The 21342-nt window shown below is 41.4% G+C and carries 16 protein-coding genes and 1 pseudogene; 2 read left to right on the top strand and 15 right to left on the bottom strand.

Annotated features, from left to right (window positions below; genetic code table 11):
* Positions 1–18 precede the first annotated feature (18 nt).
* The 6 genes from ACFX4H_RS26195 to ACFX4H_RS26170 form a co-directional block, all read right to left on the bottom strand.
* Entirely contained in the window at positions 19–1992 is a 1974-nt protein-coding gene (locus ACFX4H_RS26195) for a transporter substrate-binding domain-containing protein (RefSeq protein WP_377436542.1), read from the bottom strand.
* Positions 1993–2231: 239 nt separating this feature from the next.
* Entirely contained in the window at positions 2232–3368 is a 1137-nt protein-coding gene (menC, locus tag ACFX4H_RS26190) for an o-succinylbenzoate synthase (protein WP_377436540.1), read from the bottom strand.
* A 109-nt stretch (positions 3369–3477) separates the two neighbouring features.
* A complete protein-coding gene (locus ACFX4H_RS26185; protein ID WP_377436537.1) occupies positions 3478–4308 on the bottom strand; it encodes a GNAT family N-acetyltransferase in 831 nt (276 codons plus the stop codon).
* Between the two features lie 155 nt (positions 4309–4463).
* Positions 4464–5948: an amino acid permease gene (locus tag ACFX4H_RS26180; protein WP_053534639.1), complete on the bottom strand. Its 1485-nt coding sequence runs from the start codon at positions 5946–5948 to the stop codon at positions 4464–4466.
* 36 nt (positions 5949–5984) lie between these two features.
* Positions 5985–7115, bottom strand: coding sequence for an amidohydrolase (locus tag ACFX4H_RS26175; RefSeq protein ID WP_063591449.1), 1131 nt, complete (start codon positions 7113–7115; stop codon positions 5985–5987).
* Between the two features lie 46 nt (positions 7116–7161).
* Positions 7162–8019 carry a MurR/RpiR family transcriptional regulator gene (locus ACFX4H_RS26170; RefSeq protein ID WP_377436535.1) on the bottom strand — a complete coding sequence of 286 codons (858 nt, stop codon included), beginning with the start codon at positions 8017–8019 and terminating at the stop codon, positions 7162–7164.
* A 1087-nt stretch (positions 8020–9106) separates the two neighbouring features.
* Here ACFX4H_RS26170 and ACFX4H_RS26165 point away from each other — a divergent pair.
* A complete protein-coding gene (locus tag ACFX4H_RS26165) occupies positions 9107–9523 on the top strand; it encodes a PaaI family thioesterase (RefSeq protein WP_034312878.1) in 417 nt (138 codons plus the stop codon).
* A 152-nt stretch (positions 9524–9675) separates the two neighbouring features.
* Here the strand turns inward: ACFX4H_RS26165 and ACFX4H_RS26160 are convergent, their stop codons facing one another.
* Entirely contained in the window at positions 9676–10251 is a 576-nt protein-coding gene (locus ACFX4H_RS26160; protein WP_249599256.1) for a hypothetical protein, read from the bottom strand.
* A 342-nt stretch (positions 10252–10593) separates the two neighbouring features.
* Between ACFX4H_RS26160 and ACFX4H_RS26155 the strand changes: the two genes are divergently transcribed.
* Positions 10594–11358 carry a hypothetical protein gene (locus ACFX4H_RS26155; protein WP_377436532.1) on the top strand — a complete coding sequence of 255 codons (765 nt, stop codon included), beginning with the start codon at positions 10594–10596 and terminating at the stop codon, positions 11356–11358.
* A 95-nt stretch (positions 11359–11453) separates the two neighbouring features.
* On the opposite strand, the gene ACFX4H_RS26150 is transcribed toward ACFX4H_RS26155, so the two are convergent.
* The 8 genes and pseudogenes from ACFX4H_RS26150 to ACFX4H_RS26115 all read right to left on the bottom strand — a co-directional run.
* Positions 11454–13058, bottom strand: coding sequence for a long-chain-fatty-acid--CoA ligase (locus ACFX4H_RS26150; RefSeq protein ID WP_377436529.1), 1605 nt, complete (start codon positions 13056–13058; stop codon positions 11454–11456).
* Between the two features lie 63 nt (positions 13059–13121).
* Positions 13122–13526, bottom strand: coding sequence for a PaaI family thioesterase (locus ACFX4H_RS26145; protein ID WP_034312881.1), 405 nt, complete (start codon positions 13524–13526; stop codon positions 13122–13124).
* An 85-nt stretch (positions 13527–13611) separates the two neighbouring features.
* On the bottom strand, positions 13612–14796 hold the full coding sequence (locus ACFX4H_RS26140) for a thiolase family protein (RefSeq protein ID WP_063591455.1): 1185 nt from the start codon (positions 14794–14796) through the stop codon (positions 13612–13614).
* 70 nt (positions 14797–14866) lie between these two features.
* Entirely contained in the window at positions 14867–16015 is a 1149-nt protein-coding gene (locus ACFX4H_RS26135) for an acyl-CoA dehydrogenase family protein (protein WP_063591456.1), read from the bottom strand.
* 111 nt (positions 16016–16126) lie between these two features.
* Positions 16127–17299 (bottom strand): thiolase family protein, encoded by a 1173-nt coding sequence (locus tag ACFX4H_RS26130; protein ID WP_377436526.1) that lies wholly within the window; start codon positions 17297–17299, stop codon positions 16127–16129.
* 94 nt (positions 17300–17393) lie between these two features.
* Positions 17394–18662, bottom strand: a complete 1269-nt coding sequence (locus ACFX4H_RS26125; RefSeq protein WP_377436524.1) for an MFS transporter — start codon at positions 18660–18662, stop codon at positions 17394–17396.
* A 96-nt stretch (positions 18663–18758) separates the two neighbouring features.
* Positions 18759–20360: a long-chain-fatty-acid--CoA ligase gene (locus ACFX4H_RS26120; protein ID WP_377436521.1), complete on the bottom strand. Its 1602-nt coding sequence runs from the start codon at positions 20358–20360 to the stop codon at positions 18759–18761.
* 489 nt (positions 20361–20849) lie between these two features.
* Positions 20850–20954 (bottom strand): annotated as a pseudogene (locus ACFX4H_RS26115) (recombinase family protein); the annotation flags it as partial.
* Positions 20955–21342 lie beyond the last annotated feature (388 nt).

Genomic DNA, 21342 nt, shown 5'->3' with positions numbered 1-21342 from the left:
GTCTTCACCCTTTCTGTATTAATGCTGTAAACAAATGGTCACTACTGTTCCCTTTCCTACTTCACTTCTTGTCTCGATAATGCCATCATTTTCTTTGACAAGCTGATACGTAATAGAAAGCCCTAGCCCGACCCCGTTGGGTTTCCTGGTGTAAAACGGTTCAAAGATCTTATCAATGTCTTCTTCCGAAATCCCAATTCCTTCATCCTCGATTTCAACGACAGTAAACACATCCCGATAGTATGCCCGAAAAATAAGTGTTCCCCCTGTATTGGACGCCTGTATGGCATTGAGAATGACGTTCACCAGTACTTGTTTGATCTGCTGTGTATCTGCAGTTGCCTGAATGTCTCCAGCGAACTCTCGAACAATGCTCAGGTTTTTTTCTTTGATTTTCGGCTTAAGCAATAGCTCAATCCCTGCCATGGCCTCATTCAGCGAAAATGTGACAGGCTCTGATTTTTTAGGGCGGGCATAATCGAGCAAATCGTTAATCAATGTATTAAGTCGGGTGATTTCACTAGTGACCTGTTCGGAAAAGAATGTTCGGAAATCTGCGCTTGCAAATTTTTTCGGCAGCAATTGCGTATAGGTAAGGATGGATGTTAACGGATTTCTTATTTCATGAGCGATACCAGCCACGAGTTGACCCAATGAACGCAATCGGTCATCCTGAGCCACTTTTCTCTCCAGTTGTTTTTGTTCCGTACTATCGAAAAAATTCAACACCGCACCTACACTTTCTCCCCCAATAGTCTGAATTGGATACATGCTGTAAGTTATATGCCTTTTTTTGCTCGCATAATGAGACCATACCGTTTCCTTTTGCAAGAAAACTCTCTTTTTTTCTAATGCAGCCTTAATCTCCTTTTCCGGGATGAAACGGGCAGTTGGCAGATCCTGAAAACGTTTTCCAACAACATTACCGTCCACCCCCAAATATTCCATGGCCCTAACATTAATCATCGATACAAGACCTTGCTGATTCAGTGTAATAAGCGAACTGTAGGTACTGTTTAATACTTGCTGCTGAAAGTTGATGTTTTCCTCAAGAAGCAGCATCTTCTCTTCCAAGTCTTTATTCACGTGCTCAATTTGCTCGGTTCGCTTAGCCACTTCTCGTTTAAGGCTGAGATTCCACCATAAGATGAGAGAAATCACAATGAAGGTAAGAATAAGACCAATTTCCAAATACAACAACGTTTTGCGTAGCCGTTGAGTATTTGGCAGGATATATTCGCCGAACCACTTTTTCTCTATCTTTTCATATGTTCCATCTTTCTTGATTTGAGAAATTGCCTGATTGAATAGTGTCAGCAACTCTTTGTTTTTCGGCATAACGGCTACAGCGTATTTTGTAGTGTCAAGTGGCTCACCGACAATCTTAATGAGTGATTGCTGCTCATTTTTCTGTAGAAAATATTGACCCGTAATCCGATTTCCAATGAAAGCATCCACTTTACCGTCGATCAGTGACTGAACGGCTTCTTGTTGATTATTAGTTTCCACCAATTTCAAACGATCGACTTTCCTTAATAGACCGCTTGCAACATCTCCTTTTTGTACAGCTACTTTCCGGCCTTTAAGATCTTCGATTTTTCGGATATACATATTATCTTTCAACACAAAAATCCCTTGTGAACTTGTGAAATACAGAGCTGAAAAATCATAAATCTCTTCACGTTCTTGATTGTACTTCATGCCTTGAATCGCATCCACTTTTCCAGAGCGCATAGCTTGTACTGCCTCGTTCCATGGCATGGGATAGTATTCGAACCTAATGCCAGTCTCGATAGAAATGGCGTTCATTATATCCACATTAAAACCGGTATAAACACCCGAATCGCTCAAGTATTCAAAAGGTGGAAAGTTATTATCCCCTGCAACCCGTATCACTTTTTGGGCTTCCGAATGGACTGCTGAAGGAAAGAAACAGCAAAAAAAGAAAAGGTAGACGGTTATTACGGCACAGATAGTATGTAAATTTCGCATCGCCTCACCCCTTTTTTCTATACATGCAGTTTTGTATCATAAATGTGTATATATACAATGGACAAAGACTCTATTATGATAACTTTTAAAAGAATATAAGAAAAGCTAATCTGCATTTCATAACACCATACATGGCAGAAAGTCGAATTACAATATATTTTGAATGGAAAATGGATTATAAATAAAAAAGGCATGCTCCCTTTTTCGGGAATCATGCCTTTATGTAATGTTGTAGCACCCTAGGCTTTTCTAGCAACATTCTCACTTAAATGATAGGTTTGACTGTGTATAGTATACTTATTGATTTTTTCCATGCTTGGTTCAAAGCCGATTCCAGGCAATTCTGGAACACTGATCATTCCGTTTTCCACTGTAACTTCAGGGTCAGTGATATCTTCTGCCCAATAGAGGGAGGAAGCTGCGGTATCACCGGGAAGAGTGAAGTTCGGCAGTGAAGTGATTGCAATATTATGAGCTCTTCCAATGCCTGATTCCAGCATACCTCCACACCATAGCGGAATGCCATGTTCTAGGCATAAATCATGGATTTTCTTAGATTCAGTCAAACCTCCGACACGGCCAATCTTGATATTAATAATTTTACAGCTGCCCAATTTAATAGCTTTCCTGGCATCCTCTAAAGAGTGTATGCTTTCATCCAGGCAAATAGGTGTTTTTAACCTTGACTGTAAATCTGCATGGTCAATGATATCATTATAGGCAAGCGGCTGCTCAATCATCATTAAATTAAAATCATCCAAGGCGGATAACCGGTCAATATCTTTTAAGGTATAAGCTGAATTTGCATCGGCCATGAGCGGGATTTCAGGATATACTTTTCGTACCTTGTCTATTAATTCAACATCCCAGCCCGGTTTGATTTTTAGTTTAAAACGTTTATAGCCTTCACCGAGACGAGCCTCAATTATATCCATGGTCGAATCAATCGAATCCTTTATTCCGATGCTTACCCCCACTTCAATTTTCTTTTTTGTTCCACCTAACACATTTGAAAGAGAAGCACCTTGCTTTTTAGCATACAAATCCCAAACGGCACCCTCTAAAGCGGCTTTTGCCATATAATTTCCGCGAATATGGGTGAAGTATTTTTCGGAAATTTCATCAGGATGCTTGATTTCATTTTTTAAGATTATTGGAATTAGATAGTCTTCCAGAATATGCCAGTTTGTTTTTAAGGTCTCTTCATTATACAGGGGGTCGAGCATCGCAACCGATTCAGCCCAACCGGAAATGCCATCATCGCTTATGGCTTCCACAAGGATAAAATCCCTATCGTATTCCGTCCCAAAGCTAGTTGTAAAAGGTTCAAGCAAGTCTAGCTTAAGATGCCTTAGAATAATTTGTTTAATTTTCACTTAGAAATTCTCCTTCTGTGATAAAACTGTTAATGGACACAGTCTTACAAATTTTTTTAATAGGCTTACACAGCCTGAAATTACTAAACATTATATATACTCTTCTAGTTCATTTCCTTGATAGCATATAAAACTGAACGGGAATTTCCGTCATGGAATTCTTCATAAAGCCTGTTACCTGCCATCCTTGCTGAAATAATCCGGTAAATATGTCCCTGGTTTTCATCCGCCACTCATTGGCCGCTTGAATATTTGTGACTCTTATTGTTCGGAAGTCCTTTGGAAGGGCCACAAAAGCTGTTTCACATTCTTGTTCAGGCAGCGGGCGAGTGAACGATGGAACTGGCAATCCCTTTTCAATGGTATCCCATTGAATAAGCGAGTTTTCCATCACAAAGTCCAGCGGCATTCCCCCTCCTCTAGTATCCATTGTCTCTTTTTTACCAATATGCCATTCGACAAGAAAGCGGTCAGAAGGAATTCCGCTGTTTAATAGATCTTCCATTTCACCATAGCAGTTTGGTATATATGTGGAGCATACCCCGCCAAGCTTGGCTATATTTAAATACCCATTAACACTTTCCAATGGATCGTATGTCCAGGTAATAAGGGAATAGCCGAGCTTTATCGCCTCGTCACGTTGTGCTGACTTTAACTTTTCCCCTATACCTTTGTTGCGAAATTGCTCATCAATTCCTAGAATATGTGAACAAAGATAGGCTGATTGCCCATTGAATCCCGGAAAGCTGTATTGAAATCCAATCAGCTTCTCCTCGCAATAAGCTCCTATTACCAAACCGCCGTTTTTCACGGCTGTTAAGGTTTGGTGTGCGGGGATTGAGTCGGTTTCTCCCCAAATGCTGGACTCTAGCTTTCTTACGTCTTCCAGTTCATCAATTCCATGAATAGAACGAATTACAATTTCCTGTGATTTCGTCATGGTCAACCTCCTAGGTATAGCACAAGTGCCCTGATTGACCACATAAGATGACAAGGCAGTCCCAAGCAGACGGCTTGTCGTTACGAGGCACTGGAGCAATCATGTAAATGGTCTTTCTTAATAAGAAATACTTTCCTGTTTTTTAAAAAAAGAGGTTATTCCACTTTACTGAAATCGGCCTCTTGCAATGGAGTCATTTTTGTTCTCTTTACGATTTTATAACCTAGAAAAGCCAGGAAAAATAAAGGAAGTCCGATATAGGAAATTAAAATTCCATACCAATCAATCTCAGGACCGAAAAATGCAGAGTAATTTTGTCCCAGGATTGCCGTAACACATAAAAGTGTGGCTAATATCGGACCGAATGGATACCATTTTGATACATAAGGCAAATCTTTCAAATCTCTACCTTGTGCAATATATGCCTTCCGGAAACGATAATGTGTAATCGAGATTCCTAACCAGGATAAAAATCCGGATAATCCTGCAGCATTCAATAACCAAGTATAAATCGTGCCTTCACCGAAAAGAGAGGTCAGGAAAGCTGCCATCCCAACGATGGTAGAAAAGTACACAGCGTTCACTGGAATGCCGCCTGAATTCACTTTTTTTAGAAATGAAGGGGCTTTGCCTTCTTTCGCCAGCACCCAAAGCACGCGAGAAGCTCCGTACATGGCCGAATTGCCTGCAGAAAGAACGGAAGTAAGAATGACCACATTCATAACGGATGCAGCGATGGCAAGCCCAGCGTTTTGAAAAACTAGAGTGAAGGGACTTACCGCAATATCTTCAATATCCGAGCTTAACAAACGCGGATCATTATAGCTTATTAAAAATCCAATCACAATTATCGCCAATACATAAAACAAGAGGAGTCTCCAGAAGATTTGCTTAATGGCCTTTGGTATATTTTTTCTTGGGTTTTCACTCTCGCCGGCCGCAATTCCTACTAACTCGGTACCTTGAAAGGCAAATCCTACCACCATAAAGACACTTATAATAGATAAAAAGCCTCCTTTAAACGGTGCCTCCCCTTTGGTGATATTTTCAAAACCTACGGCATCCCCTCCCATGATTCCTACAATCATCAATAAACCTACTGCAATAAAAATGATAATCGTCAAAACCTTTATAATGGCAAACCAGAATTCTGATTCTCCATATCCTTTTACCGATAAAATATTAAGGCCAAATATGACTGCAAGAAATAATGCGCTCCAAATGATGCCCGGAACAGAAGGAAGCCAATATTTCATTATCAGGGAGGAAGCTGCTAATTCCAGTGCGACTACGATTGCATTGTTATACCAATAATTCCACCCAATCGCAAATCCCAATGCAGGATCGACAAACCTTGATGTATAGGTACTAAAAGAGCCTGTAATAGGAATAAGGGCAGCCATTTCGGCTAAGCTTGTCATCAGAAAGTAAACCATGATCCCGGCAATAATATAGGCAGCCACAGCTCCTCCAGGACCCGCAGTATGAATAATGGAACCGCTCGCTAAAAATAGCCCCGTTCCAATGGTGCCGCCGATTGCAATCATCGAAAGATGCCTTGGTTTGAGTTTTCGCTCCAGTTGTTTTTCATCAGCAGTTGTATGGTCCCCGGTTTGTGATGTTTGTGCGGTATTTTCCATAAAACACCCCTTCATTAATTTTTTAAGTGAAAAATTTTACTCTTCTGCCGCCATCATGACTGTGTTAATTAAAATTTTCGTTCCATAAATAAGTGCTTGTAAATTAAACTTCATATCCGGATGGTGCAGACCAGGCGTTAGATCGCAGCCTAACCCTATCATGGTTGCAGTTATATCAGGATTTTCGGCTGTATAAAAATGAAAATCCTCTCCTCCTTGAGAAACACAGACTGAAACGACATTTTCCATCCCAAGGATATCTGCAATTGCGGCCTCAGCCAGCTTTATCGCCTTTTCATTCAAGGTCGCAGCTGGGACAAATTCTTCCGCAGACCAGGAGATCGATGTTTCAGTTTGTTCCATTGTCTGTTCAAAAGCATCCTTTGTTAAGCGATTTAGTTCATTCATTACATCATTTGACTGTGCCCTGGCATCAATAGCAAAGACAGCTGTTTCCGGGATAACGTTTGATGCTTTATTGTTTGTTTCAAATTGAGTCATTTTGATGGAATAAGGAATTTCGGTTTCCAGATTAAACTGCTGTAATTTTTGGACAAGCAAAGCTGCTCCCTCGATTACATTTATTCCATCTTGCGGACGGGATGCATGAGCCTGAAGGCCTTTGATTGTACCCCTTATTGTTTCGGCTGAGCCATGGACAATGACGGGGGAAGCCTTCATATAAGGAACCTCCGTACTTGGTCTTACATGTACCCCGAATAAATATGTAACATTCTCCAACGCTCCATCATTGATCATTTGAAGAGCGCCTTCCCCTTTTTCTTCTGCAGGCTGAAATATAAATCGGAGAGTGTGCTTAGGCCGGATTCCGCTGGAGGCAATGGCCAACGCTGTATATAAAACCATTGTGCTATGTGCGTCGTGTCCACATGAATGATTGGCCTTAACAACTCCATCTACTTCCTGAACAAGCGCATCCATATCAGCCCTTAATGCTACAACCTTTTTTGAAATGCCTGGGATCTCGGCAATGATTCCATAATGGCTCTGAAATGTTTTTACGGTGATGCCCGCTTCCCTAAGACATTTTAAAATATAACAAGACGTGCTTTCTTCCTTCCAGCTTGGCTCAGCCAAAGAATGCAAGTCATGGTAGGACTTCATCAATGTTTCTTGATGCTGATCAATATATTGAATCGGGTCCATAATGATGCCCCTCCTCCTTTACATGAATTTTAACTTTATTAAAAACTCATTCATTAAACACCTCATAACTTGAATATAGCCTTTCTAATTTTTGCTGATGGGTATATATCCGTTTTTCGTCTTTTTGATGGATGCCTGCAATGACCAAGTCCAACAAGCTAATAACGGAAGCGATTGAATTGGTTCCGGTTTCTGCGTTTTCTTCAGTTGTCAGAGAAATATCAGAGATGCGTCCAACTGGTGACAGAAGGCGGTCTGTAACTGAAATTAAACAAACTCCTTGTTCTTTGGCACACTCAGCAACTTTTAATGTTTCGTTTGCATATCTTGGAAAGGAAAAAACAACTAATACAGACTTATTTGTGAGATTACAAAACTTTTCATAGAAATCTCCTGTGGGTGAACATAAACTTACATTTTCCCTTAATGAACTTAGCGTATAGGAGAACCAATAGGCGGCGGCATGGGAAACCCGATGTCCTGCAATCAATATTTGGTCAGCCTGGATCAGAACATCGACTGCTTTCCATATGTCCTGAACGTTCGTATGATCTAATAGATGTCTTAAAATATGTACTTCGTTTTCTATCACTTTTGTAAAGGGATCTTGCTTGTCATCAATGTGGAGAATGGAATCAGTATTGGATAAGTCTATTTGATTTTGGTGCAGCAGCTGTTTTTGAATCCTCGACTGCATTTTACTAAACCCTTCAAATCCCAATGAATAGGAAAACCGAATGACCGTTGTTTCACTAACCTCCGCTTCCCTACCAATTTGAAATGCCGTTTTAAAGGCGGCTTCATCCAAATTTTCAATCAGATAAGCGGCAACTTTTTTTTGACCTGCCGATAGATGGTCAAATTTTTCTTTTACTAATAATTTAAATGGAAGATGTTCCACCATATCACTCCTTTCCGATGAATTAAATACTTCTTTTTAAAATTATGACGAAGGAAATACTTCTTTGTTTTATACACTATCACAATTTAATTAGAAAAAGAAGAAGTTTTTGATTTTTTCGACAATTATTAACTTCGAACTTCCCTACAGTTTTTTATAAAATAATATTCCCGTTGATTTCAGAAATCCGCTCCCTTTCCGCCGACTGCCTGCCGAGCCTCCTCGACGCAAGTGTCTGTGGGGTCTAGGCTAGCCAGTTTTTCGACAGGAGTATCGTAAATTTCTTCAATCCATTAAGAATTATAGTAAAAAAACAAACTAGGAGGATTAACTAGTCTCAAACATAATTCGGTGTGAGATCAGCCTGCAGTTTTTTCTAGAAAACATTCCAGCTGATTCCAGAAATCCGCTNTGATTCCAGAAATCCGCTCCCTTTCCGCCGACTGTCTGCCAAGCCTCCTCGGCACGAGCGCCTGTGGGGTCTAGGCTAGCCAGTATTTCGGCAGGAGTGTCGCAATTTTCTTCCATCCAATTAGGATTATAGGTGAAAAAAACTTAAAGGATAAACTGGTCTCAAACATAATTCGGTATGAGATCAGCCTGCAGTTTTTTCTAGAAATCATTACAGCTGATTTCAGAAATCCGCTCCCTTTCCGCCGACTGTCTGCCAAGCCTCCTCGGCACGAGCGCCTGTGGGGTCTCGGCTAGCCAGTTTTTCGGCAGGAGTGTCGCATATTTCTTCCATCCATTAAGGAGTACAGGAAAAAATATGAAATATAAACAGGTCTTAAACATGGTTCGTGATGAGACCAGCCTACAGTTTTTTCTTTTAAAACACAAAGTTGATTGGAGCGGGTGTACGAGACTCCTGCGGGAAAAGCGTGGCATGGGAGACCCCGCAGGCGCACCGAGGAGGCTCCCGCCCGCCCGCGGAAAGCGAGTGCCTGAAGTGGAAATCAAGTCCACCACCAAATTACATTTCTTGGTTCGGGTCTCTAATTACTTTATTTGTAAAATCAATAACTTCATTGACACTAAGATATATGTTAGAATATTCTGTAGTTTCAACTTATTCAAGGGGGGCATTTTAATGGGGGAACCATCTAAAGGAAACGAACTTTTACAAGTTATTACAGAGGGGAAACAACCTCCGAATTGTGATCTAACGTTACAGATTGAAGCAAATTATGCCCAGGACGGAATTGCGAGAGGTGTATGGAAAGTAGATGAAAAGTTTATTAACGGAATTGGTGTAGCAATGGGTGGATTTGTCACTTCTGCAGCAGATATCATGATGGCTTATGCGATATCATCTAAATTAAGCATCGGACAATCCTTCGCATCCATTGATTTACATACTACCTTTCATCGACCAGTAAGATTAGGAGACGTACAAGTTGAAGCAAAAGTAGACCGAATCGGAAAAAAAACAGCTTATGTACTTGCAGATTTATTTCAAAATGATAAAAAGGTGGCTAGCGTTGTGTCATCAGTTATGATCCTTTAAACCATAAAAAAGCATGTTGCACAAAAAAGCCCTTCGTAACATGCTTCTTTCATTTAGACTATTCGATAAAATCAAGAGAGCACAAGATTCACCGCTTCGCCTAATCACCTCATTGTAAATCATTTTTATATATTCTTTGGATAGACACCTCATCAAACAAGCCATCGCAGCACGGGGCTTTTGAGATCCATGGTGAATAGACCGTAATCAATGACGACCATTTCATCATTCTCATTATATCCGACATTATCTAAACGCAAATCTATTGGGATAATACCGTGCCTCAGGAATTTTAATTCCAACTTGATCAGTTTCGTATATTCCTTGATTGCAAACGGCACTTTCGTGTCCACCTTCTTCATGATTATCCAGCCCGTCCCATACTCCTTAACTGGACATAAATACTTTTTGACTTCCTCATTACAGTTATTGTATATATAGGCTTCATTTGCATTGCTTATTAGTCCTACTTGTGACAATGCAATTTTTAAAATATAGCCATTATTTAAATCATAGACAACCCGGTTAAAACCATGCCCGATCATTTTATACTTGAACTTGAGCGTTTTTCTGGCGGTAGATACTAATTGTCCAGCGGTTATATATATTTGGAATATCCCTATTTGAGATATCCAGGACTCAATGGCTTTTATCTCTTGCATGGACAGCATTGCACTTTTATTTGGCTGATCTAACCTTTCCTTACCATTGTTAATTGGCCACAACATTCCCTATACGTCTCCTTTTTTTAAAATTTGTTACTAGAGAGGTCTCCAGGGATGAGAAAACTATAAAAAATAAAAGCATGTTCTCAGTTTTTCAAGATTTCCCCTTCGTTATATGTATGATATGAATCTTTTATAAAACGGCTTGTACTGTAGCTGAGAAATCATTATCATGGACAGGGAACTTCGAATCATTTGGATGAACATGTTCTAGTAATCATAAGGATCAATATTCAGGCACTCCCCTTTCCTTCTTTTGCAAAAAAAATGGTATATTATTCTTTGACATCAATGGTTTAAGACAAGGAGTGATGAAGTATTCGTAAAAGTTGGATCATTTCAGCAATGGTTGGATTATTGCTTATTTGTTTAAGTGTGATTGCCTTAAATTATTTCAAAAGCGATAAAACTGAAAAAGGGGAAAATGCGGAAGCCAAGGAATCCAAAATTCCTGAGGTTGATGAATATGGCGGGATCCATCTTGAAAAAGTCGGGGATAAGGTTCGCCAAAAAAATTGGGGAACCTTCAGATTACTAGAAACGAAGTCTATTAATGAGGCTTTTGAATTAGCACCGATGGTCATCACAGTCAAGGATATCCGCAGGATTCAATTATCTTCACTCACAGATGAAGTAAAAGAGGAACTCAAGTCCTATACGGGATTGAGTTTTGAAGAGGCCTATTCGATATATTATAAAGAGAATTTATCCATGGAGGAAATCGATCAACGGGCAGCGTTGTCTAAAACGGATATCGATGAAGAGGTTTCTTATCTAGAGATAACTTATTCTGTTGAAAATAAAGATTCGAGGGAACTTCAGTTCTTCAGCATGGAAAATGTTACTTTCAATGATGATCTTACATATGATGTGCCTTCTAAAAATTTCATCCATTCCGGGGATACTTTTATGGGGACAAAAAAAGTAAGTCGATCAGATTACCAACCAGGAGAATTGAGAAAAGGCACAATTGGTTTATTGGTTGATCCAGAGGCAAAATTAGATCGGCTCGATTCCTTTTCATTCACTACCGATGATATAGCGGATGGTGAGTCTCATGAATTATTGGTGGATGGGACTTCATTTGAAATTCCCCTAAAAGGAAAGTAGAATTATAGTCTATAAACCCTAAAAAAGGGAAACCTCGAATAAAGGTTTTCCTTTTTTAGGGTTTCATCTGAGCTCCCTTACGATAACTGATATGCTTATTTCCCCCCGGCAGTAGGGCTCTGTGCTTCCTCCATTAAAATTCTGCGCAATATTTTCCCGACAGCTGATTTTGGCAATCTCTCCCTGAACTCAAAACTTCGCGGCACTTTATATCTGGCCAGTCGCTGCACGCAAAACTCCCTGATTTCCTGCTCCGTGACTGACTTGCCTTCCTTTAAAACTATGGCCGCTTTTACCGTTTCCCCACGGTATGAATCCGGTACTCCATATACACATGTCTCTTTCACGGCTGGATGCTGATAAATAATATCTTCGACTTCGATTGGATAAACATTATAACCGCTTGCAATGATCATATCTTTCTTCCTGCCTACGATATAGAAATATCCCTCTTCATCCATCGTCGCGATATCCCCAGTGTAAAGCCATCCATCCCGTAAAGCTGTTGCCGTTTCCTCAGGATTTTCCCAATATCCCTTCATTACTTGCGGACCTTTAATGATCAGTTCGCCTCTTTCTCCTGCTTGCAATTCATCAACGCCTGTTTTCAAATCGACGATTTTAGCATCGGTATTTGGGTATGGAATTCCGATACTTCCTTGTTTTTTCTGTCCTATGACTGGATTACGGTGTGTAGTGGGGGAAGTTTCCGACATCCCGAATCCTTCTAATATTGTAACCCGTAATTTTTTTTCGAACTGTTGAATGATTTCTATCGGGAGCGGCGCAGAACCACAGCTGCAGTACTTAAAGCAGCATAAATCTTCCGCCGTCAAATCCGGGTGATTCAATAAAGCAATATACATGGTCGGGACACCAGGAAAAATGGTTGGCCGATGTGTTCGAATCAAATCTACCACCTTATCTATTTCAAATTTCTCTAATGTGATATAAGTTGATCCGGCATATATGGCACTATTCAATCGTCCATTACCGAAGACATGGAATAATGGGGTCAATCCAAGCATCCGTTCGCCAGGACTTTGGAGTTGAAGGGCATTAGCCGTGAAAGCAAAATCTTGAAATACATTCGAGATCAAATTAAAATGCGTGAGCATGACCCCTTTTGATTTCCCTGTAGTTCCCCCTGTATATTGAAGAACAGCCACAGCTTCCTTTGGGTCGATGTCCAGAACAGGAAGTTCCTTATCTTTCCTTGATAAATCCGTTCCAGTTTCCATTAATTGCTCGGCAGATATGAACGTTAACCTTTCAGAAAAACTTGTTAGCGCTAATATTTCCCGTTGAACCTCCCGCCCAATGAACCAATTGGCTCCGGAATCCCGTAATATATAGTCCAATTCACTCGACTTATACAGTGGGTTCACTTGAACGACCATACCTCCCAAACGATGGGTGGCATAATAGGCAATGATATATTCTAGACAATTTGGCAGCATGATTGCTATACGATCGTCTTTTTGAAATCCACGGTTGTCTAAATTCACAGCAAAACGATCTGCGGCATCCTTTAATTCCATATATGTCATTTCCCGATCCCCATCTATTACGGCCTTGCAGGTTGGGTAAAGTTGGGCTGAACGTTCAAGGAGTCCATATAAGGACAATACTGGAATGTCAATTTCTGCTGGGGTTTCTTTCGGATAAAATCGATGCCAAGTTCTAGTCAATTTTTTCACACCTCATTTTTTACTATTAAAATGGAGCATAGTCACTTGTCAGCCAATTTGATCATCCTTGCCTCATTTATCGCGAATGATTTTAAAAATTCCTGTGCCCTTAGCAATGATGTTGCCTTCAGCATCTTTTATTTCTCCTTCAGTAAAGGCAATTTTGTATCCTTTTTGCAGGACTTTTGCTTCCGCAAAGAGTTCCCCGCTTGATATGCTGGCAAAATAATGTACTGTTAAACTTGTCGTCACGACTTTAGATTTGGTAACGGAACGAGTCACCATTCCTAGGATGGTATCCAGCATGGTGGCATGAATGCCCCCGTGCAGTGTTCCATTGACATTAAGTAAATGTTCTTCAATGTTTAGCTTTATCGTTACATTTCCTTCTTCAAACCGAATGATTTCAAACCCTATATGTGAAAAGAATGCACTACTTTCGAATTGATTCCGAATATCCTCCACTTCAACAGGCAATCTTCCTCCCCCTCACTTATGCACGATTCAAATTATATACGGAAAGGAGCAGAAACGTATGGGGTTTCCGCTCCTTTACGTTAGACTATATCGTTTCAATCATGATCGCCATTCCCTGGCCGCCGCCTACACAAAGTGTAGCAACTCCATATTTTTCTTTCCTGCGAATCAGTTCATGTATTAGCGTTGTCACGATCCTTGCGCCCGTCGATCCGACTGGGTGCCCAAGTGCAATGGCGCCTCCGTTTACATTCACCTTGTTTTCATCTAGCGATAAATCCCTGATTACTGCCAATGCTTGTGAAGCGAACGCTTCATTTAATTCGAAAAGCCCAATTTCTTCAACTTTTTTCCCGGTGCGCTCCATAAGTTTTCCAACTGCTGGTACTGGACCAATTCCCATCACTTCAGGAGAAACTCCGGCAGTCGCCCAATCGACGACCTTTGCGATCGGCTGTACTTGCAACCTTTCCGCTTCACTGGCCTTCATTAACACCAATGCAGCTGCCCCGTCATTACGACCACAAGCATTACCGGCAGTGACGGTTCCGTTTTCCCTGAATGCCGGTTTTAAGTTTGCAAGCTTTTCCATTGTGGTGTCAGGGCGTGGATATTCATCCGTTTCAATGATAACCGTACTCTTCCTGTCAGAGACCTGGACAGGAACGATTTCATCCTTGAACCTTCCTTCTTCCATAGCTTGCGCCGCTCTTCGTTGACTTTCCACTGAAAAGGCATCTTGTTCTTCCCTGGAAATGTTGTATCGCTGTGCGACATTTTCAGCGGTGATTCCCATCCCTAAACTTTTTCCATAAATTTCTTGAGGCTGCTGCCCAGCTTCAGTATTAGAATCAACTAGTTGGGTCCTGTCTCCCCCAAAACGGGCACTTCTTAAATAAAGCGGTGCCCGGCTCATGCTTTCCGTACCCCCGGCAACGACTATATTTGCTTGACCTGAGCTTATCTGCTGTGCTGCTGAGGTGATGGCTTGCATTCCAGATGCACATAACCGGTTTACCGTAAAAGCCGGTGCAGAATCGGGAATCCCTGATCGCAATGCTGCCACCCTCGCGACATTCGAGGATTCGGTCGTTTGCCTAACCTCCCCGAAAATGACTTCATCCACTTGTTCCGCTGCAATATTTGCCCGCTTGATCGCTTCTTTAATGGCAATGCTAGCCAAATGACCGGAACTAATCTCTTTAAATGCTCCACCGTACCTACCAATTGGTGTTCGTACAGCACTCACGATCACGATATCTTCTCCCATTTCGTTCCTCCCCCTTGAAATTCCGGATACGTGGGCAAAAGACTACCTGCCCGAATAAAACAGTAAACATTCAGCATTCTTCCAAGACATTTCTTGCAATGATTAAACGTTGGATTTCATTCGTTCCTTCATAGATCTTCGTTATGCGGGCATCCCGATAAAAACGTTCTACTGGATATTCAGCCATATATCCCATCCCGCCATGAATTTGTACCGCTTTATCCGCCACCCGATTAAAAACGTCAGAGGCGAACAGTTTGGCCATTGAAGCTTCCTTGATCACTTTTTTGCCTTCATCAATCTTTTGTGCCGCCATCATCGTCAATGCTCTTGCGGCTTCCGTTTCGGTTGCCATATCAGCAAGCATCCATTGAATCGCTTGGTTGTCAGCGATCGGTTTACCGAATTGGATGCGCTCTTTGGCATATTTAGCTGATAATTCAATTAATTTTCCGCTTGAACCCACTGCTCTTGCAGCCAATCCTACTCGCCCTTCACCTAAAATTTTAAGTGCAGAAATATATCCCATTCCAACTTCGCCGATTACATTTTCTTCAGGTATGATACAATCTTCAAAAATGACCTGTGAGGTATATGATCCTCTTAATCCCATTTTTTTGTCCTTTTTGCCGACAGTCAAACCAGGAAAGTCTCTTTCCACTAAAAAAGCGGTAATCCCTCCCTTTGCCCCTTTATCTTTATCCGTTAAAGCGAATACGGTATAAACATCAGCTATCGGCCCATTCGTGATGAAATGTTTCGTCCCGTTCATCACCCAGTAATCACCCTTCTTTTCTGCACTCGTTGCCAAATTGGTTGCATCCGATCCCGCTCCGGGTTCAGATAAAGCAAAGGCGCCAATTTTCGTGCCTGCTGCCATTTCAGGCAAGTATTTATTTTTCAAATGTTCGGATGCCAGCTTAACCAGACCTGTACTGCCAATCCCGGTGTGAGCGCTTATTAATGAAACGAAACCATTATGGGTCCTTCCTAACTGCTCTAATACGGTAGCTTTTCCCACCGCATTTAAGCCAATTCCACCGTATTGTTCGGGAATGCTTATCCCGAATAAGCCAAGGTCTTTCGCTTTTTCCACCAAATGCTCTGGGATGGCATCATCTTCTTCAATTTGTATGGCGAAGGGCTCCACTTCCCTTTCAACAAAATTACGGATCATTTCCTTCATTTGCTGCATTTCCTTGGTTAAAGTGATTGTCATGAGTTTATTCCTCCTTAGTTCTGTTCATGTATAGTAGCCATCGGCAAGTAGGGCATTTAGGTCAGAATGCTGTGCTAAATTGATTGTTTTTTTGTAAATACACATATAAAATCAGCCTTCACGTTCAATTATCGTAGCAATTCCCTGTCCGCCCCCAATGCAAGCTGTAATAAGGGCGAACCTTCCGGCAGAACGCTTCAATTCATGAACCGCTTTCGTAATGAGGATGGCACCCGTCGCACCTAGTGGGTGTCCATGTGCAATGGCTCCCCCGTTCACATTCACTTTTGCTAGATTCATATCAAGCTCCCGATTACAAGCAATGACTTGAGCGGCGAATGCTTCGTTAAACTCAATGATGTCCATTTCATTTAAGGAAAGTCCTGATTTCTCCATTACCTTTCTTATAGCGGGAACAGGTCCTATTCCCATATAATTTGGATCTACCCCTGCAACTGCCTGTGCCCTGATCGTCGCTAAAGGCTTAATCCCCAATTCCACCGCTTTTTCCCTCGACATGATGACCAATGCTGATGCGGCATCATTCAATCCCGAACTATTGCCTGCAGTCACGGACCCGCCTTCTAGAAATGCAGGCGATAATTTGGCTAGCCCTTCTTTCGTTATTTGCGGTCGAGGATGTTCATCCAATTTAAATTCGATATCGTCACCTTTTCTGACGGGAATGTGGATGGGCACAATTTGTTCATTGAACCGGCCCTCTTCCACGGCTCTGGCCATATTTTTTTGGCTTTGTAGAGCAAAGGCATCTTGTTCTTCCCTGCTGACCTCATATTTTCCCGCTAAGTTTTCAGCCGTGATTCCCATCGGGGGATCGCCAATCTCTTTAGGGGACAACCTGGACTTTCTGAACTGCGGCGGCTTTGCACTGTATGGTTTTTCCGGTCGGTCCATCAAGTATGGCGCCCTGCTCATGCTCTCGACCCCACCGGCGATATAGACATCGCCTTCTCCAGCCCGGATCGCTTGTGAAGCCAAGTTGACAGCATTTATTCCCGAGCCGCATTGACGGTCGACAGTCAGACCCGGAAGATGAATCGAGAGGCCCGTTTCCAGTGCAGTTAACCTGGCAATGTTTCCACCCCCGCTTAACACATTCCCCATGATTACATCATCTACCATACGAGGTTCTACATTCGCTCGTTTCAAGGCTTCTTTCATCACTTCTGCTCCAAATACGTGGGCAGGAACAGATGCAAGTGCACCTCCCTGTTTTCCAATTGCTGTTCGAACTGCAGAAACTATGACGGCTTCTCTATTCATGTCCAATCCGCTCCTTTTCCTTTTATTCACGCCATTATTTGATGGCATGACTTCATTTCACCAGTTTCATTGAATGTAAGCAGGTTCGACCTGCTTATGAGGACTTAAGGTCAAAGTTATCCGAACTTTTATTTTTAAGTTTCCCGGCCGGTTTAACGAATATCGCAAACAGGATGCCAAAAGCCAGGACAAGGATCGCCATGAACAATATCGATAGGTTATAACCCAATAGTTGATTTCCTCCAGCTAGACTTATGATATAGCCAGTTAATAGAGGTGCGACAATTCCCGCTAGATTTCCTGATGATGTTAAGATGCTTGTCATCAATCCCCCCCGATCCTGCATTTCATTGATCATGATCGTTGGTCCAATTGGTAAAATGGCGTATGTAAGACCCTTTGCTAAACACATGGCGACTATCACCCAGATTGGATTTTGAAATATCATGATTGAGGAAAAGAACAATGCACCAAGAATCATGGCGCCCGCAACGACGAATACCCTTGATGATCGCCAATTCTGATTCTTCTTGAATAAATGATCGGACGCCATCGAAACACCCATATAAATACATACGGAAACGACTCCGATTATCGCAACGCTGGTTCCCATTTGACCTGGAGTCATTTTTACGGCTTCCACTAAATAAATCGGGAGCCAAACGGAAAACCAAACAACTAAAATATACGTTGAAAAATAAGCGAGCGTAGTAAACAAAGCAGTTGGTGAGGCCAGTAGCAGCAAAAAGTCTTTCACTTTTATTTTTTCCAGTTTTTGTTTCTTTTTCTTTTGGACGTTTTCGTATACTTCAACTGGATTTTCCTTTGTTAAAAATTGGAAGAGGAAGAACCAAACAAGGCTTGCTGCACCAAGGGCGGCAAAAGCAACCTTCCAGCCGAATATCGTAATTAAGGATACGAGGATCGGTGCCACGATCATCGCGCCAACGGTCCCTCCGCCAACAACCACCGAATTGGCAAAACCTTTCAGTTTCGGCGGAAACCACTTATCGGCATGACTGTAAGCAATTGGGCTATAAGGCCCTTCGAATGCACCAAGTAAAATCCTGTACAGAATTAATAACGGAAGAGCGGTGATGGCTAAAACGCCGAATTGCAAAACGGTCCATGTCAGCATGATGAACCCCAGCACTTTTTTAGCCCCCAGCCGATCAGCCCATGCTGCCCCAAAAATCCCTGTTACTGGGTAAAGCCAATAATAACTGCTTCCAACAAGACCCCACTCTGCATAGGTCAGATTGAATTCCTTCATGATGGGAACAGCTGCGAGGCCCACGATCGATTTATCTGCAAAATTGATGACGGCTCCAAAGAATAATAGAATGAGAACAACCCAACGCATATGAATCCCTCCTCTTCTTTATTTTTGTTTACAATGGCATACCAACCAACGTAAGTAAGGTTCAACTTAGATGGTTGAAATCACGCTCCCCCACTTTCAACCCTTTTCTAATTCCTCCTTAACTAACAATCTTTTTAATAGTTTACCCACTGTATTACGCGGAAGTTCTTTTCTTAATTCAAATACTTTTGGTACTTTATAAGGCGTCAATTGGGAATAGCAATATCCTTCTATTTCTTCAAGATCCACGGAAGCGCTTTCTTTAGGTACGATGAATGCTTTCACTATTTCTCCTTTTTCTTTATGTGGGATGCCGACCACAGCTGCCTCTTTTATGGCCGGATGTTCATACAGAACCCCTTCTACCTCCTGCGGGTAAATATTGAATCCGCCGACGATGATCATTTCTTTTTTCCTGCCGACGATATAGAAATATCCTTCGTCATCCATCACAGCAAGATCGCCAGTATATAGCCAATCATTCTGTAAGGCCTTTTTGGTTTCGGCTTCGTTATTCCAATAACCCTTCATGATTTGCGGGCCTTTTATGAGCAACTCCCCGACGCATGTGTTAGGCACTTCATTATTTTCATCGTCAATGATCATACAATCCGTGCCAGGAAAAGGGATGCCAATGCTTCCTATTTTCCTTTTTCCGAAAGGCGGATTACGATGAGTGGAAGGTGAAGCCTCAGACAAACCGAAACCCTCTCCGATTTTGGCACCGGTCAGCCCCTCAAATCGCTTTATTACTTCAACCGGCAGGGGCGCCGATCCACAAGAACAACTTTTTAAACAATTCAGTCCATAGTTTTCAATTCCTGGATGATTGACGAAAGCGTTGTACATCTTTGGAACTCCTGGAAAGAAAGTCGGACGATACTTTTTTATTTTTGCAAGTACATCTTCAAGTTCGAATTTAGGAAATAAGAGGATGGCAGCTCCAATATAGATACCTAGATTCATTGCACTTGTCATGGCATAAACATGGTAAAGAGGCGTAGCTGCCAAAACGATTTCTTCGCCAGGTTTCAGGGAATCACCATACATTTCAAAGCTCTGCACGACATTGGAGGTTAAATTATGGTGAGTAAGCATGACACCCTTCATCTTCCCAGTTGTGCCGCCAGTATATTGGATGACTGCCGTATCTTCATGCGGCATTATCACTACGGGCTTCTTAAGCGCATCCCCGGTTTCAATCATCGTTTTAAGGGAATAGGAGCCATTTTGATCATTTTCCGTATCAATGCATACATCAAATTCATATATCGCTTTCGTTTCTTCGATTGTATTTGCCGCCGTTTGGTCAAATACAATATTCTTCGTATCCGAGTCTATTAATATTTGCAATAGTTCCCGCGGTTTATACATGGGATTAATTTGTACAACCAACAGTCCCAGTGCCTGGGCAGCATAATAACTGATTATGAAATAAGGGTGGTTGGCCATCATCAGTCCAATCCGTTCACCTTTAACAAAGCCCATTTCTCTCCATTTACCTGCAAGTTTGTCTACCTGCATTTTTAGATTCTTATAATCCATGGACTGGTCTTCATAAATGATGGCTGTATGGTGTGGAAACTTACTCGCTGTTATATCAAGCAGTGAATAGACGGATATTTCCGGTAGCTTCATAGATTTCATTCTTTCAACATACCATTGCTCCCATGGTTTATTTATCGTTTTTCGCACCATTTATCCCTCCGCACATAAACGAATTTCATATCGTGCATGTTTGATTTATAACTATTATTATGCAACTTGCATGCCAAGTCCCAATTTAATGTAAAGTCGCTTATTATTAACATCAGTCAATTCATGAATGAATTTTATTCGCAAACATTGCCTTTCTATAGGGGATTCATCGAAATGCCCATAATTCATTTTTGAATTTATATAAACTCAGCTCTTTACTAACGATATTGAAAAGTTGACTTTTACCATATTATAGATTATACATACTCACAAATCGTGTTATAGACTTTTGGGATTATAAAATTCGAAAAGCCCATCCAGCTGAGGATGGGCTTTTCGAATTTTATTGACCTACGGTTAAATAGCTCCCTTTCCATTCCTGGACTTTTAGATTTTGCGCGTTCGTAGACTTTTTTGCCACCGCTGAATCCAAGAATCATCAAAGCCACACAACTGGTTCAATCGATCGGACCATCCTGTAAAGACCTAGATATCACGTTCTTTAAGAACATTATCCAACATGGCCTGAAGTTGTCGTCCTTCATTTTGATCTTTGCTACTCACTCTAATGTATCCAAATTTACGGACATCCATTTTTTTACTCCTTCATCTACTTTTCTCTCTCTTATTCTATCCAAAGCGTTCGTAAATGTTTTTCTAACTTTTACGAACGGGTATAACAATGCTATACAGACCATTTCGGAAATTTTTTAGCTTTAAACGGCGCTCAACCATTTTTGTGAACAACATTTTCTTTTTTGGATATTATTAAAATAATAAATCTGCTGATTTTGTTAATTTTAGCCCCTTCATCCTATCAGCCTGTCATCCTTTTATCATACCAAGAGGTTTTTGCTCGAATTTCCAAATGAAATTCTTGACAATGTAAGCGCTTTCTTTTATGGTGATAATAGGTTGGATGGCATGCGTGGCCGTCATAGTATCTGGCGTAGGTGGGGCCAATACCCGGAACAGTACATAG

Source organism: Peribacillus sp. YIM B13477, assembly GCF_042787955.1.
Classification (GTDB): domain Bacteria; phylum Bacillota; class Bacilli; order Bacillales; family DSM-1321; genus Peribacillus; species Peribacillus frigoritolerans.
Note: the sequence above shows the minus strand (reverse complement) of the source record. Positions and strands in the feature narration are given on the sequence as shown.

What these genes read in the sequence shown, in the direction of transcription:
- ACFX4H_RS26195 (WP_377436542.1), bottom strand. Translation starts at nt 1,992, where the DNA reads ATGCGAAATTTACATACTATCTGTGCCGTAATAACCGTCTACCTTTTC.
- ACFX4H_RS26185 (WP_377436537.1), bottom strand. Translation starts at nt 4,308, where the DNA reads ATGACGAAATCACAGGAAATTGTAATTCGTTCTATTCATGGAATTGAT.
- ACFX4H_RS26180 (WP_053534639.1), bottom strand. Translation starts at nt 5,948, where the DNA reads ATGGAAAATACCGCACAAACATCACAAACCGGGGACCATACAACTGCT.
- ACFX4H_RS26175 (WP_063591449.1), bottom strand. Translation starts at nt 7,115, where the DNA reads ATGGACCCGATTCAATATATTGATCAGCATCAAGAAACATTGATGAAG.
- ACFX4H_RS26170 (WP_377436535.1), bottom strand. Translation starts at nt 8,019, where the DNA reads ATGGTGGAACATCTTCCATTTAAATTATTAGTAAAAGAAAAATTTGAC.
- ACFX4H_RS26165 (WP_034312878.1), top strand. Translation starts at nt 9,107, where the DNA reads ATGGGGGAACCATCTAAAGGAAACGAACTTTTACAAGTTATTACAGAG.
- ACFX4H_RS26160 (WP_249599256.1), bottom strand. Translation starts at nt 10,251, where the DNA reads ATGTTGTGGCCAATTAACAATGGTAAGGAAAGGTTAGATCAGCCAAAT.
- ACFX4H_RS26155 (WP_377436532.1), top strand. Translation starts at nt 10,594, where the DNA reads ATGGTTGGATTATTGCTTATTTGTTTAAGTGTGATTGCCTTAAATTAT.
- ACFX4H_RS26140 (WP_063591455.1), bottom strand. Translation starts at nt 14,796, where the DNA reads ATGGGAGAAGATATCGTGATCGTGAGTGCTGTACGAACACCAATTGGT.
- ACFX4H_RS26135 (WP_063591456.1), bottom strand. Translation starts at nt 16,015, where the DNA reads ATGACAATCACTTTAACCAAGGAAATGCAGCAAATGAAGGAAATGATC.
- ACFX4H_RS26130 (WP_377436526.1), bottom strand. Translation starts at nt 17,299, where the DNA reads ATGAATAGAGAAGCCGTCATAGTTTCTGCAGTTCGAACAGCAATTGGA.
- ACFX4H_RS26125 (WP_377436524.1), bottom strand. Translation starts at nt 18,662, where the DNA reads ATGCGTTGGGTTGTTCTCATTCTATTATTCTTTGGAGCCGTCATCAAT.
- ACFX4H_RS26120 (WP_377436521.1), bottom strand. Translation starts at nt 20,360, where the DNA reads ATGGTGCGAAAAACGATAAATAAACCATGGGAGCAATGGTATGTTGAA.